Raw genomic sequence first — 15,111 nt, 5'->3', positions numbered from 1 at the left:
GACCTCCTTGTGATAAATTTTTATAGAATATCATAGCACAAAGGCCAAGGCCTGTAAAGCAATCTTAGGGCATTACGGGAATTTTTATTAAAAAAGGGAGCCGCTGAGGACTCCCTGATTGTATATATTCTTTTCTATGATTTATTCGCTGAGCTTAATGCTGCCGCTTTGAGCGTTGGCAGTAAGTGTAGTTGTCGGATTTTCGACTTTACGGATGGCAGAGCCGCCAAGTTCATCGCCTTTGGTGTGCTCTACACTCATACCACTAGGGATGTCAATTTCACCTAGATCCGTTTTCAGATCAAAGGATAGCTGCGACAAACTGCCAGAAACCAGATGCAGATTAATATCGCCCAGTTGGTTAGTGATAGAGATTGTACCAGCTAATTCCAACTGTTCAGAGTTCAGTGAGCCACTTGAGATTTTCAGAGTGCTGTCGGAGATTTTGCTGGTGTTTAGGTTTACTTCTCCTAGAGAGCTTGCTATTTCGCCAGATGCGAACTGGCTGTTGCTCAGAGTGATGGTACCCGAAGAAGCATTGATTTTTCCAGCGTTAATCTGACTGTTATTAAGGGTAATGTCTCCCAGAGAGTTCTTAAATTTACCAGATGCGAATTGGCTATCATTCACAGTCAACGAGCCATTGGATAGAGAGAAGTCAGCATTTTGGGCTGATAGATTGGACAGCGTAACATCTCCTAGTGACGAACTGCCGCTGAATGTCTCAAGCTTGGTCCCCTTAGGCAGGGAAAGCTGCACAGTACGCTTTCCTTGAGATTCTTGGTCAAATAAGCTGAGTAAGGAGCGGATACCAGCGCTTATGTGGAAGGAGCCTGCACCGTCTTCCTTGATGTTTAAGTTTCCGTTTTCAGAACTTGTCGTGATTTTTCCAAGCATGCTGCCGCCAATCTGATAGTTGCCGTCTCTTTGGTAATAGGTCAAGTGAGCCTTGTCATCAGGAGATTCGCTGATGACGAGGTTTCTAGCTGCTAAGTTGATATTTAGGGAAGAAAGATCAGAGAAACTTTCTTCTTTTTTCGTTAGTTTTACCTTGCTTTTGGCAGAATTGACCAAGTCGTTGACACCGCCTGTAATGGAGCCGATAGTTGTCAAGGCTCCACCAAAGAGGCAGGCTAAAATAGCTGCGGATAAAAGAGGTTTTTTCAATTTGATGTTAGCCATGACGTGCTCCTTTCTTTGCGAAAAGTTGAGCTAGTTTGACAAAGCCAGCCTTGCCAAACTGAGTAACAGGAGAAATGCCTGCGTAGAAGATGCCGGACAGTCCCAGAGCTAGAACACTGAGCCCCAGAGTGAACAGGAAGGCCGGGATCGATGTTGTCAGTCCCACTGTCAAAGTGTCCCAGATCAGGCTGATTCCAAAAATAAAGAAGGCGAAGGCACCTATAGCCATGACTAGAGCAAAGATAAAGACTAAGAGGAAGAAAACGAAAGTCAAAAGTGCTGCTACTATAAAGAGCGGAATAGCCAAGGGTGCTGCCAAAATGGATAGGATAGCAATCTGGACGATGTTCTTAGTGTTTTTTGATGAACTGCTGTCTTGATTATCTTCCTCGACTTTTTTGTCCAAAAGATTCAACATAATCTCGTGAGCCGCTTCCTTTGGGCTACCAAGCTCAGCAATAGCGGCTTCCTCGCCCTCTGGGCCTACCTCGTCGAAGTACTCAGTGAAGTAATCCATAGCTTCCTGATAGTCCTTGCGTGGCAGTTTTTTTAGATATTTTTCTAGCTCAGCTAGATACTCGGTTCTTGTCATGACGGATGCTCCCTTCTATGATACCGCTGATGGTCATGGTATAAGTTTGCCACTCTTCTTTTAGAGTGAGTAGATGTTCATGCCCGTAGGCAGTGAGTGAATAGTATTTTCGTTTTCGTCCTTGGTACTCCTGCGAATAAGTCGTGAGGCAGTCATTTTGCTCCAGCTTCTTCAGAATAGGGTAAAGTGTTGATTCTTTGATATTGGCAATCAGCTTAATCGTCTGGCTGATTTCATAACCGTAGGAATCGTCTTTTTCAAGGATGGCTAAGATGAGAAACTCAATCAAAGCCGATGATGTGGGGAAAGACATAGGACCACCTCCTTGTGTAAAATATTTATATATAATCTTTCTATATATAGTCTACAACCTCTTAGGAAAAAAGTCAAGCAAAATATATAAAATTTTTATATATTTTTTGAAAAAGTCTTTTAATGGCTGTTTATAAGGCACATCAAAGTACCTTTCTTCCTTACAAGAACTTTACATCTTCCTTAGCTTTTGTGTTGAAAACATCTTCCATAAAATGGTAAAATGGTGTAAGTCTAACTAAAAATATAAGAGAGATCAATGAAAAAACATCAAACCCTATATAAATTTTTAGGCCAAACCCTACTATATTTTGTTATCTTTCTGGCCTTGCTTTATTTCTTTAGCTACCTGGGTCAGGGTCAGGGCGGCTTTATCTATAATGAATTTTAATGTGAGAGAGTAGGAAACAATGTCAAATAAAGTGATACATGATATGATTGAAGCGATTGAGCATTTTGCTCAGGTGCAGCCGGATTTTCCGGTTTATGATATTTTAGGTCAAGTTCATACTTATGGCGATTTAAAGAAGGATTCCGATTCGTTGGCGGCTCAGATTGACCGTTTGGGACTTCCTGACAAGTCTCCAGTTGTGGTCTTTGGCGGTCAGGAATACGAAATGCTGGCTACTTTTGTGGCCTTGACCAAGTCTGGTCATGCCTACATTCCTATCGACAGTCATTCAGCCTTGGAGCGCGTGGCAGCGATTGTGGAAGTTGCTGAGCCAAGCTTGATTATTGCCATCAACGATTTTCCGTTGGCAGATGTAGCAGCCCCTATTTTTAGTGCTGAGCAAATTCAGGCAGCCTTCAGAGAGGGAGCGTCCTATGAGCTTAGCCATCCGGTGCAGGGAGATGATAATTATTATATCATTTTCACATCAGGGACGACTGGCAAGCCTAAGGGAGTGCAGATTTCCCACAATAATCTGCTCAGCTTTACGAATTGGATGATTACAGATAAGGAGTTTGCGACTCCGGCTCGTCCTCAAATGTTGGCTCAGCCGCCTTATTCTTTTGACTTGTCAGTCATGTACTGGGCGCCGACTTTGGCCTTGGGAGGAACTCTTTTTGCCCTACCTTCGGCTGTGACTCAGGATTTCAAGCAGCTGTTTGAGACGATTCTCAGTCTGCCTATTGCTATCTGGACTTCGACACCTTCCTTCGCGGACATGGCCTTGCTGTCGGAGGACTTTAACAGCCAGAAGCTGCCTCAGCTGACGCATTTCTACTTTGACGGCGAGGAGTTGACGGTCAAGACAGCTCAGAAGCTTCGCGATCGCTTCCCTCAAGCTCGCATTATCAATGCTTACGGTCCAACTGAGGCAACAGTGGCCCTGTCTGCAGTAGCAGTGACAGATGAGATGCTGCAACATTGCAAGCGCCTGCCGATTGGCTATACCAAGGCGGATTCTCCGACCTTTGTCATTGATGAAGAAGGGCAGAAGGTACCGAATGGCCAGCAGGGAGAAATCATCGTCTGCGGCCCAGCCGTATCCAAAGGCTATCTGAATAATCCTGAAAAAACTGCTGAAGCCTTCTTTGAATTTGAAGGTCTGCCAGCCTATCATACAGGAGATGTCGGCTCAATGACAGATGAAGGCCTATTGCTCTACGGCGGCCGGATGGACTTCCAGATCAAGTTTAATGGTTTCCGTATTGAGCTGGAGGATGTGTCTCAGAACCTGAACAAATCGAAATACATTGAGTCTGCAGTGGCTGTGCCCCGCTACAACAAGGACCACAAGGTCCAAAACCTGTTGGCCTATGTCATTCTCAAAGACGGTGTGGCTGAGCAGTTTGAGCGGGAAATTGATATTACCAAGGCAATCAAGGAAGATCTGCAGGATATCATGATGTCCTACATGATGCCGTCCAAGTTCCTCTATCGAGAGACCCTGCCTCTGACTCCAAATGGCAAGATTGACATCAAGGGGCTGATTAGCGAGGTCAATAAGCGATGATGGATTTCTTGAAACAGCTGCCTCACTTGGAACCCTACGGCAATCCAGTTTACTTTGTCTATATCGTTCTAGCAGTTCTGCCAATCTTTGTTGGACTTTTCTTTAAGAAACGCTTCCCCCTTTATGAAGCCTTGGTCAGCTTGGTCTTTATCGTCCTGATGCTGACAGGCCCTAGTCTGGCGCAGCTTTGTGCTCTGCTGGGCTATGTCATCTGGCAGATAGTTTGGGTTTACTCATACAAGCTCTATCGCCGGTCGCGGGACAGCAAGTGGATCTTTTATCTGCATACCTTGCTGGCGGTTCTGCCGCTTGTGCTTGTTAAGGTAGAGCCCGCAATCAGCGGTCATCAGTCTCTCTTTGGCTTTTTGGGAATTTCCTATCTGACCTTTCGCTCGGTAGGGATGATGATTGAGATGCGCGATGGGGTTCTGACAGAGTTCACGCTCTGGGAGTTCTTGCGTTTCCTGCTCTTCATGCCGACCTTTTCGAGTGGACCCATTGATCGTTTTAAGCGTTTCAATGAAGACTATTTGAACATTCCTGAGCGAGATGAGCTGCTGGATATGCTAGAGCAGTCTGTCAAGTATATCATGCTAGGCTTCCTTTATAAGTTTATCCTGGCCCATATCTTTGGACATCTCTTGCTGGGTCATGTCAAGACCTACGCTCTCTATACCGGCGGTTTCTTTAATCTGGGGACTCTGGGCGTCATGTATGTCTTTGGTCTGGATCTCTTCTTTGACTTTGCCGGTTATTCGATGTTTGCGCTAGCTATTTCCAATCTCATGGGAATCAAGAGCCCTATCAACTTTGATAAGCCTTTTCTCTCACGCGATTTGAAAGAATTTTGGAATCGCTGGCACATGAGTCTGTCCTTTTGGTTCCGTGACTTTGTCTTTATGCGGCTGGTCATGGTCCTGATGCGCAATAAGGTCTTTAAAAACCGCAACACGACCTCTAGTGTAGCCTATCTGATCAACATGCTGATCATGGGCTTCTGGCATGGTGTGACCTGGTACTATATCGCCTACGGTCTCTTTCATGGAGCTGGTCTGGTCGTCAATGATGCCTGGCTGCGCAAGAAGAAAACGCTAAACAAGGAGCGCAAGGCTAAGGGGCTTCCGCCTCTGCCAGACAATAAATGGACTCAAGCTTTGGGGATTGTGGTGACCTTTCACGCAGTCATGTTCTCATTTTTAATCTTTTCGGGATTTTTAAATGAGCTTTGGTTTAAAAAATAAAAATGAATGAGGAAGAAAAATGGATATAAAAGCAGAAGTAATTGAAATTATTGAAGAACTATTTATGGAAGATGTGTCAGACATGATGGACGAGGATTTGTTTGATGCTGGTGTCCTAGACAGTATGGGAACGGTCGAACTGATTGTTGAGCTGGAAAACCGTTTTGATATCCGCGTGCCAGTGTCAGAGTTTGGCCGTGATGACTGGAACACAGCCAATAAAATCGTTGAAGGCGTAACGGAGCTTCGCAATGCTTAAACGACTCTGGCTGATTCTGGGGCCAGTTTTCTGCGCTATGGTCATGGTTGCCCTGCTCTTTTTCTTCTATCCGCTTGATAAAAAGCATGATATAGAAGCAGAGAAGCGCTCGGCAGTGACCCTGACAGCAGAAAACTTCAAGAGCCGCAGTAAGAAAGTGACAGCCTTGACCGATAAGAAGATGCGCTTTGTTCCCTTTTTTGGCTCTAGCGAATGGCTGCGCTTTGATAGCATGCATCCAGCAGTGCTGGCTGAGAAGTACGACCGCTCCTATCGGCCTTATTTTCTAGGTCAGCGTGGGGCAGCATCATTTAATCAGTACTTTGGTATGCAGCAGATGTCCTCTGAGTTGGAGGGGCAAACGGCGGTCTATGTGGTGTCACCTCAGTGGTTTACCAAGACTGGCTATGATGCTTCGGCCTTTCAGCAGTACTTCAATAGCGATCAGCTGACGGCCTATCTGTCTCAGCAGCAGGGAGATGCGGCGGCGCAATATGCAGCCCAGCGCCTCCTTCAGCTCTATCCAGATGTCGCTATGGCAGAGAGCGTCCAGAAGCTGTCTGAAGGTAAAAAGCTGAGCAGCTTTGAAGAGCGCCATATTGAGATGATGGCTCATCTTAATGAGCGCCAAGATGCTTTTTTTAGCAACTTTGCTGCCCTTAATAATGGAAATTATGACCAGCGAATTTTGCCTTATATGGCGGATCTGCCAGATACCTTCTCCTATAAAGCTTTGGAAGAGATTGCCACAGCAGAAGCCAAGAAGAAGACCAATAACAACCAATTCGGCATAGACAATCAATTTTACAAGACCCGTCTGGCCGGCAAGGTTGCCAAGCTCAGAGGTTTTCAAACCAAGCAATCTTATGAAAAATCTCCTGAGTACAACGACTTGCAGCTGGTTCTGGACCAGTTCGCCAAGTCAAAGACCAATGTCATCTTCATCATTCCACCGGTCAATTCTAAGTGGATGGAGTATACAGGACTCAGTCCAGAAATGTACCAGCGGACAGTGGCTAAGATTCGCTATCAGCTGGAAAGTCAGGGCTTTACCAACATTGCTGACTTTTCTAAGGATGGCGACAAGCCTTACTTCATGCAGGACACTATTCACATGGGTTGGAATGGCTGGCTGGCTTTTGACAAGGCGGTTGATCCTTTTGTAGCCAATCCACAGCCGGCGCCAAACTACCATATGAATGACCGTTTCTTCACTAGGGAATGGTCTCAGCATACTGGCAAACCAGAAGAATTCAAATAAGGTTGGGACTTCCCAGCCTTATTTTTATAAAGGAGGAAAGATGAAAATTCGTTTGTCCCAAATAGAAGATATCCCAGCCATTATGGCGATTTATGATGTTGCCCGACAGTTCATGAAAGATCAGGGCAATCCGACTCAGTGGGATGGAGGTTATCCCAGCGCGGGTTTGATTGAGGAAGATATTGTGGCTGGCCACTCCTTTGTTGTCGAGGAAGAAGGGCAGCTGGTCGGCACCTTTGCCTTTATCATCGGAGAAGACCCGACCTATCAGGTCATCGAAAAGGGCAGCTGGTATTTTGCAGAGCCTTACGGCACCATTCACCGCATCGCCTCGAACGGGCAAGTCAGAGGCCTATCCCGTCAGGTCTTTGATTTTTGCTGCCAGCAGATTCCCTATTTGCGAATTGATACTCATGCGGACAATCAGCCTATGCAGGCTGCTGTCCTGAACTACGGCTTTAGGGAGTGCGGTATTATTCATGTGGCAGACGGCAGTCCTCGCCTAGCTTATGATTATCATCAATAAAAAATCTGCCCTTGAGCAGATTTTTTGCCTTATAGTAAAACATACTTTTCGACAGCTTCCGCGACCCCGTGCTCATTGTTGCTTTTGGTGACGGCTTTTGCCTCGGTTTTGACTGCTTCAGGGGCATTGCCCATAGCGACTCCAAGTCCAGCCAGGCGGAGCATAGGAAGGTCATTGAAGTTGTCTCCGATTGTCATGACCTGCTCTAGGGGCACTTGGTAGTGCTGGGCAATTTCGTACAAAGCTTGCTCCTTGGAGACATGCTTGGCCGTGACTTCCATGTAGTTGTCCTTAGAAAGGTAAAAGGCTGTCTTGGTAAAGTCCAAGGTTTGCAGGTAGTCGTGAAGTTTCTGGATGACAGGCGCTTCATCAATGAGGAGTAACTTGTGAGCGGGCATTAGCACGTCCAGCACTGGCATTAGTACATTCTGAATCATCGGCTGCTCCCCTGTAATAGCAGCCTCTATCTGTACCCACTTATCCAGACGGTCAGCAATCCAATCCTTACCAGAATAGAGATTGATGGACACGCTAGGAAATTCAGCCTTGACAAGTTCCAGAAAAGTGCGGATTTCTTCCTTATCCAGAGGGTGATCGATAATGGTTTCATAAGCTTGCGGGTCGCCCTTGATGACCAGAGCGCCATTGTAGCAGGCTAACGGATTATCTCCCAGTCCCAGCTCACGGGCAATGGGCTCCATGCCTAGAGGAGAGCGGGCAGAAGCCAGAACGAAAGGGATCTTTTCTCGGTTTAGTAGGGGAATCATATCCTTGAGCTTAGGATCCACTTGGTGCTGATCGTCCAAAATGGTGCCGTCAATGTCGCTGATAATCAGGCGAATCGCTTGTTTTGTCATGGGGCGTCCTCCTATGTGTCTAATGAATCGATTTAATAAATTATTTTAACCCTGTCTCCAAGCAGTTTTTGGACTTCAGGGCCGGGCTCTTGGTCCGTAATCCAGTAGTCAAAGTCGCTGACAGGACCTAGTATGTACTTAGACTCTTTCTGCCATTTGTCTTGCTCAGCCAGCAGAATCTTAACCTTGGCGTGTTTCAAAGCCAGTTTTTTCAGGTGAGCATCGGCCTCGTCTTCGAAGCTGACTAGACCATCAGAGACACTAGCTGCACCGATAAAGGCAATGTCAAAGGAAATTTGCTGCAGCAGCTCTGCTTCATTGAGCGCGTAGTAGAATCGGTTTTTGGGATAAAATTTCCCACCTAAGAGGTGAAAGTCTACTTTGTCCTGACTGCTCAGCATGATTGCATTATCCAGAGAATGGGAGTAGATTGTCATAGGCTCCTTGATGCGCTGAGCCAGATGGAGAACGATGGTTGAGACATCAAAGAAAGCTATTTGCCCCGGCTTGAGAAAGCCATGAGCCTTCTGAGCAATAGCCTTTTTTTCTTGACTTAGTTGGTTGATACGGTCGTTAAAGGACGGGATTTGCCGGCTAGTATCCAGCGGGATAATGCCTCCGTGGGTGCGCTGCACAAGCCTACGCTCGCTCAAAATCGAAAAATCTCGCCGAATAGTATCTTTAGAAACCTGAAAATGCTCAATCATATCCTTGGCTGACAGCTGTTTTTTCTCAGCCAAGAGCTCTAAGATTTCAGCTAAGCGTTGTTCTTGGTACATGGTTGTCCCTCCCTGCTTTTCTAAATAGAGTATAACATAATGAATAAGTTTTTAAAAGTATTTATAATCATTTATAAGTCATTAAGAATTACATTGGAGAAAATCAAAAAAACCGAGTAACTCTCGGTTTTCATGGTTTATAATAATCGAAATATGTTTTTCAATTAAGGTGTTTGGATATTGACAGATCCATCGCTGCCGACCTTAACATCAACACCGCCGCCTTGAACATGAACGCCATCTTCATTTACGCTAACACCAGCGTTGTCAGTTTGTACATTAGCACTACCGTCTCCGTTAGTTTCAACAGAAGCATCTCCGCTTTCGTCTCCGCCATTTACATTAACGCTAGCATCTCCGCCGTTTACATTGACTTTGGCACTGCCGCTTTCTTCAGATGTGCTGCTAGAGCTTGTCTTAGCTTTAGATGAAGAAGATACGCTTGAGCTGGAACTTGAGCTTTCTTCAGTCTTCTTATCTGCAGAATTTCCGCAAGCTGCCAAAAAGAAAAGTGCAATTAGTGGTAATAAAAATAAAGAAATTTTAGATAATTTTTTCATCTTACCCCTCCTTCTAGTATAATATTAAACAAATATTTCATTTGAAGCAATGAAAAACTGGATTGATACATAAATAACATACTCTGTTAATAAAAATGTTACAAAATATATGCAATGCAATTAGACAATAAATAGATTTTATAAGCTTTTCCACGATTTTTTGGCTGTTTGCATCGTAATCTTTTTGTAATAAATAATGAGTCTATGAGAAGGAGAAAAATAACATTTTTGCAACATTTCTTTTCCTCTGTAAATGGAGAAATCATGCTATAATCAACCTATGTTATCAAGAAATTTCCAGAAACTAATTGAGACAGACACAGTTGCAGCAGCGCGAGCTTTGCTAGGTATGCAGCTGATTCTAAATGGCCAGAAGTTAGGCCGGATTGTCGAAACAGAAGCCTATCTAGGAAGTCAGGACAGCGCCTGTCATTCGGCTAGAGGGCGTCGCTCCCCTAAGAATGAATCCATGTATCTGCCAGCTGGTCACTGGTATATCTATCAGATTCATGGCCATCAGATGCTGAATCTGGTGACTAAGGCTGAAAATGTGGCCGAAGCCATACTGATTCGAGCCTTGGAGCTACAGGATGGCCGCCTTTTAGCTAACGGCCCTGGCAAGTTAACCAAGTATGCTGGGATTGATAAGCGCTTTGATGGACAGAGTTTAGCGACCTCCAGTCTGCAATTAGCCTATGACCTGACTCCCAATCAGATTGCCAGCCGTCCGCGGATTGGCGTGACCTGCACAGATACCTGGCTGGATGAGCCTTTGGGCTTTTATGTGGCCGGCAATCGTCATGTCTCAAAAATGCCCAAGCGAGGCCTGCTGGATGATGAGTACACCTGGAAGAAGGAGTAAAAGATGAAGAAAACAGAGATTTTTGAGCAAGTCGTAGAAATTATGCGAGAGGATTCCTCTACAAAGAAAGACATTCTGGGTGCAAATCCCGAAGAATATCGAGCGCGTATCACAGACCAGATGAGCCAAGAGGACTTTCTTTACCAGATGCATTGTTATATAGCCAGTTTTGGAATTTTGTCTCATGTTTGGTTTGGACTTAAGGAAACGCAAACGCCCGGCTTTAAACTGAGATACTACCAAGACTGCCTCTACGTCCTGCAGGCAAATAGCGATACGGGGCTGAAACGTGGAGACCAGATTCTAGCCTTAGATGGAAAAGCCTTGCCTCAGGTGTATCAAGATCACAAGGATTATTTTGTCAGTTCCACACCAGAGCGACAGCACAAGGAGTGGGCTTACTTTGTGGGGCATGCAGGAGAAGTTACGGTGGTACGCAATGGCAAGGAGGAGCAACTGCATGTTCAGCCGACCGCTCACCCAAAGAAGCCACCGCAGTTTGAATGGCGCAATCTTTCTGAGGACATCGTTTATCTCAAGTTAGAAGATTTTACGGATGAGGCTGCTATCAGTCAGCTATATGCAGACAGTCAAGCAGCTATTGAGCAGGCCAAGTATTTAATCATTGATGTTCGAGTCAATTATGGCGGGACGGACTCGCTTTATTATCCACTTTTCAAATATACTCTCCCTCAGGGAAAGACCTTCAGTGACTTAGATTTGCCAAGCGATGATGGGATGGAGATTCTCTATACTGATAGAAATGTTGATTTGCGTCAGCAACTCATGCAAAATATCCTAAAAGATCCAAACTTGTCAGCAGAAACTCACCAAATCATCAAAGAATTTCTAAAAGAGCTAGAAGAAAATCGGGGGAAAGGTTATGTCCTCTATGGCGATGAAGACAGCAATCAAAACTTTCTGCCAGATGTCCTAGGCCTAGCTCGACCTGAAAAAGTCTTTGTGCTAGCAGATGTTACCTGTGGGTCTTCAGGTGATAATTTTGTTGATACTATGAAAAAGATGCCCAAGGTTACGGTCCTAGGGCGTCCGACTATGGGAATTTTAGATTATTCCAATTGCTGTGTGAAGGATTTTGGTGACTATGAGCTCCTGTTTCCCACTTCACGTGACATTAGGATTGATCAAGGAAAGGGCATGAATGACAAGGGAGTTGAACCAGATATCTTGATTCCTTGGACACCAGAGCACTTAGAACGGGATGTGGACCTGGAAGAGTGCCTCAACTATTGCAAAAACGCTTAGGATTTCTAAGCGTTTTTTCGTCTATATTAGATCTTGTCAAACTTCTCAATGTAAAAGAGTGTTAGTGTCACAATGGCAGCCAAGCCAATGAGAATGAGGATGGCTGGAGTCCAGGAATGGAATAAATCAAAGCTGTATCCAAAGAGGCTAGGTCCAAAGGCGGCCAGAATATAACCACCAGTCTGGGCTAAGCCAGATAGCTGAGCGGTTTGCTCAGGAGTACTGGTTTTGAGCGAGAAAGTGACCATGAGGTAGGGGAAGAGGGCGCTGACGGACATACCGATTAGCAGATTGAGGATGAGCCAGTAGACAAAGGAATCTGTCTTGACCAGCAGCATGCCCAGACCAACCATACCAGTTGCAGAAAAGAGAGCTATCATCCCCAAGCGTTTTTTAGCGGATAGACGCGTTGTCAGACTAGGTATCGTCATAGCCAAAGGAAGGCTGATAATTGAAAAGATAGAGGCTAAGAATCCAGTAGCATCATCAGAAAGTCCAGCCAATTGTCCAAGAGTCGGCAGCCAAGTGATAGCTGTATAAAAGAGTAAAGATTGCAGGCCACCAAAAATAATCAGAGCCCATACTCTAGGATTTTTTAGCAGGGAGCCCATTTGCTGCTCGCGATTTTTACTAGTCAGTTTGTGATTGTGCCGGCTGTTGGGCAGCCAGATTAAGCAGGCCAGTAAGCAGATGAGGGTCAGGACGAGAATCAAGCCTTTCCAGCCAGCTAAGCGGACAATAGGTGCAGCCAAGGGAGACATGATTGAGATAGCTAGTCCCATAGAAGTGATATAAAGCGTGGTTAGAAATCCAATTTTCTCTGGCTGATTAGCCTGAATGACATTGGGCAGGAGCACATTTAAGACAGCGATGGCAGCCCCTAGCATGATTGTACCTGCGTAGAGTAGAGGCAGGTTAAAGATACGAATAAAAGAGCCCAGAGTCAGCACAATCATGGCTATGGTAAAGAGCTTTTCCAGGCCGACCTTTTGAGCCAGGCGTGGGGAAAAGGCTGAACAGAGGGCAAACATGATTAAGGGCAGGCTAGTCAGCAGTCCCAGAGAGTTGACGGGAACTTGCAGTCCCTTAGCAATATCTCCCAGCACAACAGGTAGCACTGCAAAAGGCGCCCGTAGGACAACCCCCACCATCAGAATACCTGGAAGCAAAAATGTCGAATGTTGCTTTTTCATAAAGTTAAGTTTCCTCCTATTATAAGTATCAAAATAAAATCAGTCCATCAAATCCAGAAAATACTGGCTGATAACTGTTTCTGGTAATGTTTTCTTTTGCTGGAGCCACCAGCTGACCGTCTCCACAAAGGTAGAAGTCACATAATTTCTTAGAAAGGGCTCTGGCAGCTGAGATTTTTTCTGCAGGAGCTGCTCCTGAATCATCGGAAAGAGATAGTTTTCCAGCTCAATCTTTAAGCGGTTGGTGAAATAGATATTTTTCGAAAGCAGCAAGGTTGCAATCTTGTCCTGATTCTTTTGAAAATGCTGGAAAATATGCGTGGTTGCTTCAAAGAGATCCTTGCCGTCGTCGCGCTCAAGAAAAGTATGCTGAAAGAGGTCTTGGCAAACCTCCTCTAGCAAAGCTTCCTTGGTATCAAAATGGGCATAAAAAGTCGACCGGCCAACGTCTGCCAGGTCGATGATTTCTTGCACGGTGATGTTTTCATAGCTTTTTTGATGCAGCAGGCTGATAAAAGCTTGGTAAATAGCTGCGCGTGATTTCTTGACTCGTCTGTCCATAGCATTTCGGAACAAAAGAGCAGGATTGTTCAGTAACAGACAAAGCCCCTCAATTGCTTCTTGTTTCCTTTCTGAGAATAAGGGATAATAAAGATGAAGAAAACTGAACAAGGTGTTCCGTTTTGATTACATTATACTATAAATTTAGCCAAACTGAAAGGAGGCTGCCGTGAAATCTAGTAAAAATATGACTATTGCTTTTCTATTAAACTTTTCCTTTGCCATTCTTGAGTTTATCTTTGGCTTTATGTTCAATTCCAGCGCTGTACTAGCCGATGCTGTGCACGACACAGGAGACGCGATGGCCATCGGACTTTCTACCCTTTTTGAAAAAATTTCTAATAAAAAAGAAGACAAGAAATACACTCTGGGTTACAAGCGTTACAGCCTTTTGGGAGCCCTGCTGACCTCGGTCATCTTGCTAGTCGGATCTACCTTGGTGATTATCGAAAATGTACCCAAGGTATTTGCACCTGAAAAGGTCAATTATGACGGCATGCTGGTGCTGGGTATTTTTGCCATTATAGTCAATTTAGCAGCCAGCAAGGTCGTGGGCCATGGGCATGGACACAGTCATAATGAATCCATTCTCAGTCTCCATTTCTTAGAGGACATTCTGGGCTGGGTGGCTGTTATTCTGGTCTCTATTGTTTTGCGCTTTACCGACTGGTATTTTCTTGATCCGCTGCTTTCCCTGCTCATTGCAGGCTTCATCCTCAGCAAGGCCCTGCCTAAGTTCTGGGAAAACATCAAGATCTTTCTGGATCACATCCCAAGCGATATTGATTTGAGCCAGCTTTATCAGGAAATTCTGGCGGTTGAAAACGTTCAGGCTATTACCCAGCTCAATGTCTGGACCACAGACGGTTTGGAAAAATTTGCCATGATCCATATCTGTCTTGAAAATCCAGAGCTTCTAGCCGAGACCCAAACCACCCTGCGTCAAGAACTGCAAGCTTACGGTATTACCAAAATCACTATTCAGACAGATAGTAGCTTGGAAGAGCATGAAGAGTGGTGTATAGGTGGAGAAGGCGATTTAAAACTTCATACTTAAATAGTGCTACTATAAACTATATCTCTGCAGTCCGATATTTCGGGCTGTTTTTTCGTTTTGCAGTCTAATTTTCATCACTTAACTGGTTCTATTTTTATGATTTTCTTCTTATTTAATTCCTCTATTTCCCTGTCTGAAAATTCTAGCTTTTTAAATCTTGTTACTTTGCTTGCAAAAATAGACAAGCTGATTACATTGTGCATTTTTAGAGAAGTTCTACATATAATAAAATGCAAATGTATTGACAATGCATTTTCTTTAGCATATACTATTGAGTAGGAAGAAACAGGCAAAGCTTGCTAAGCCTTGTCCTGAAGCGCCTTTCCTAAGCATATCGAATACCGATTAGAAGAAGACAGATGCTGTCACACTGTCCATCTGAAGGTTGAAAAAGAAGCAGTAAAGGGGAGAAATTCCCTCAAAAATTTTGCTGTTTTTTAAACTTTGAAAGAAAAAAAGCTATTTAAAAAACGTTAGAAACGTTGATATAACAAGCTTTTATCAAAATTAAACATTTTTTTAAATGCAATCATTTTTTTCGAGGCAAACCTGTTGACAAGATGTCAATTATGTCATATACTGTGATAGGTAAATGTTTTTTAAAGCAAATAAAGCTTTTGTTCCTAGCATTTCCTACCACAA

17 protein-coding genes are annotated in these 15,111 nt (G+C 44.4%); 9 read left to right on the top strand and 8 right to left on the bottom strand.

Annotated features, from left to right (window positions below):
- Positions 1-141: 141 nt before the first annotated feature.
- Genes RP262_RS04210 through RP262_RS04200 form a run of 3 tightly spaced genes read right to left on the bottom strand, consistent with a single transcriptional unit; the run spans position 142 to position 2,087 of the window.
- The gene (locus RP262_RS04210) at positions 142-1,182 is read right to left on the bottom strand and encodes a DUF4097 family beta strand repeat-containing protein (RefSeq protein ID WP_311154408.1); all 1,041 of its coding nucleotides are present in this window, start codon (positions 1,180-1,182) and stop codon (positions 142-144) included.
- Complete coding sequence (locus RP262_RS04205) at positions 1,175-1,774, bottom strand: HAAS signaling domain-containing protein (protein WP_311154407.1); 600 nt, start codon at positions 1,772-1,774, stop codon at positions 1,175-1,177. Before RP262_RS04205 ends, RP262_RS04210 begins: the two co-directional genes overlap by 8 nt.
- Entirely contained in the window at positions 1,749-2,087 is a 339-nt protein-coding gene (locus RP262_RS04200) for a PadR family transcriptional regulator (RefSeq protein WP_002899377.1), read from the bottom strand. The genes RP262_RS04205 and RP262_RS04200 overlap by 26 nt, the downstream gene beginning before the upstream one ends.
- A gap of 258 nt (positions 2,088-2,345) precedes the next feature.
- Here RP262_RS04200 and RP262_RS04195 point away from each other — a divergent pair, with 258 nt between their 5' ends.
- The 6 genes from RP262_RS04195 to RP262_RS04170 are packed head-to-tail and all read left to right on the top strand — an operon-like array spanning position 2,346 to position 7,334.
- Positions 2,346-2,477 carry a teichoic acid D-Ala incorporation-associated protein DltX gene (locus tag RP262_RS04195; RefSeq protein ID WP_002894209.1) on the top strand — a complete coding sequence of 44 codons (132 nt, stop codon included), beginning with the start codon at positions 2,346-2,348 and terminating at the stop codon, positions 2,475-2,477.
- A gap of 19 nt (positions 2,478-2,496) precedes the next feature.
- Positions 2,497-4,047, top strand: coding sequence for a D-alanine--poly(phosphoribitol) ligase subunit DltA (gene dltA / locus RP262_RS04190; protein ID WP_311154406.1), 1,551 nt, complete (start codon positions 2,497-2,499; stop codon positions 4,045-4,047).
- Positions 4,044-5,288: a D-alanyl-lipoteichoic acid biosynthesis protein DltB gene (gene dltB / locus RP262_RS04185; protein WP_002899375.1), complete on the top strand. Its 1,245-nt coding sequence runs from the start codon at positions 4,044-4,046 to the stop codon at positions 5,286-5,288. Before dltA ends, dltB begins: the two co-directional genes overlap by 4 nt.
- 19 nt (positions 5,289-5,307) lie before the next feature.
- Positions 5,308-5,547 (top strand): D-alanine--poly(phosphoribitol) ligase subunit DltC, encoded by a 240-nt coding sequence (dltC, locus tag RP262_RS04180; RefSeq protein ID WP_002894204.1) that lies wholly within the window; start codon positions 5,308-5,310, stop codon positions 5,545-5,547.
- Positions 5,540-6,808 carry a D-alanyl-lipoteichoic acid biosynthesis protein DltD gene (dltD, locus tag RP262_RS04175; protein ID WP_311154405.1) on the top strand — a complete coding sequence of 423 codons (1,269 nt, stop codon included), beginning with the start codon at positions 5,540-5,542 and terminating at the stop codon, positions 6,806-6,808. Before dltC ends, dltD begins: the two co-directional genes overlap by 8 nt.
- Positions 6,809-6,848: 40 nt before the next feature.
- Positions 6,849-7,334, top strand: coding sequence for an N-acetyltransferase (locus RP262_RS04170; protein ID WP_311154404.1), 486 nt, complete (start codon positions 6,849-6,851; stop codon positions 7,332-7,334).
- Positions 7,335-7,363: 29 nt separating this feature from the next.
- Here RP262_RS04170 and RP262_RS04165 read toward each other — a convergent pair whose 3' ends face one another.
- From RP262_RS04165 to RP262_RS04155, 3 genes are all read right to left on the bottom strand, one after another.
- Complete coding sequence (locus tag RP262_RS04165; protein ID WP_311154403.1) at positions 7,364-8,191, bottom strand: Cof-type HAD-IIB family hydrolase; 828 nt, start codon at positions 8,189-8,191, stop codon at positions 7,364-7,366.
- Between the two features lie 32 nt (positions 8,192-8,223).
- On the bottom strand, positions 8,224-8,970 hold the full coding sequence (locus RP262_RS04160) for a DeoR/GlpR family DNA-binding transcription regulator (protein ID WP_311154402.1): 747 nt from the start codon (positions 8,968-8,970) through the stop codon (positions 8,224-8,226).
- 164 nt (positions 8,971-9,134) lie between these two features.
- On the bottom strand, positions 9,135-9,530 hold the full coding sequence (locus RP262_RS04155; protein WP_002917987.1) for a hypothetical protein: 396 nt from the start codon (positions 9,528-9,530) through the stop codon (positions 9,135-9,137).
- A 280-nt stretch (positions 9,531-9,810) separates the two neighbouring features.
- Between RP262_RS04155 and RP262_RS04150 the strand changes: the two genes are divergently transcribed.
- On the top strand, positions 9,811-10,392 hold the full coding sequence (locus RP262_RS04150) for a DNA-3-methyladenine glycosylase (RefSeq protein ID WP_042763746.1): 582 nt from the start codon (positions 9,811-9,813) through the stop codon (positions 10,390-10,392).
- Positions 10,393-10,395: 3 nt separating this feature from the next.
- On the top strand, positions 10,396-11,658 hold the full coding sequence (locus RP262_RS04145) for a S41 family peptidase (protein WP_311154401.1): 1,263 nt from the start codon (positions 10,396-10,398) through the stop codon (positions 11,656-11,658).
- A gap of 26 nt (positions 11,659-11,684) precedes the next feature.
- On the opposite strand, the gene RP262_RS04140 is transcribed toward RP262_RS04145, so the two are convergent.
- Both RP262_RS04140 and RP262_RS04135 read right to left on the bottom strand, forming a co-directional pair.
- The gene (locus RP262_RS04140; RefSeq protein ID WP_311154400.1) at positions 11,685-12,851 is read right to left on the bottom strand and encodes an MFS transporter; all 1,167 of its coding nucleotides are present in this window, start codon (positions 12,849-12,851) and stop codon (positions 11,685-11,687) included.
- A 39-nt stretch (positions 12,852-12,890) separates the two neighbouring features.
- Positions 12,891-13,412 (bottom strand): TetR/AcrR family transcriptional regulator, encoded by a 522-nt coding sequence (locus tag RP262_RS04135; RefSeq protein ID WP_311154399.1) that lies wholly within the window; start codon positions 13,410-13,412, stop codon positions 12,891-12,893.
- Positions 13,413-13,581: 169 nt separating this feature from the next.
- Between RP262_RS04135 and RP262_RS04130 the strand changes: the two genes are divergently transcribed.
- The gene (locus RP262_RS04130; protein ID WP_311154398.1) at positions 13,582-14,469 is read left to right on the top strand and encodes a cation diffusion facilitator family transporter; all 888 of its coding nucleotides are present in this window, start codon (positions 13,582-13,584) and stop codon (positions 14,467-14,469) included.
- Positions 14,470-15,111: the final 642 nt, after the last annotated feature.

The organism is uncultured Streptococcus sp., from assembly GCF_963456385.1.
Classification (GTDB): domain Bacteria; phylum Bacillota; class Bacilli; order Lactobacillales; family Streptococcaceae; genus Streptococcus.
This window is presented reverse-complemented; position numbering and strand designations above follow the sequence as displayed.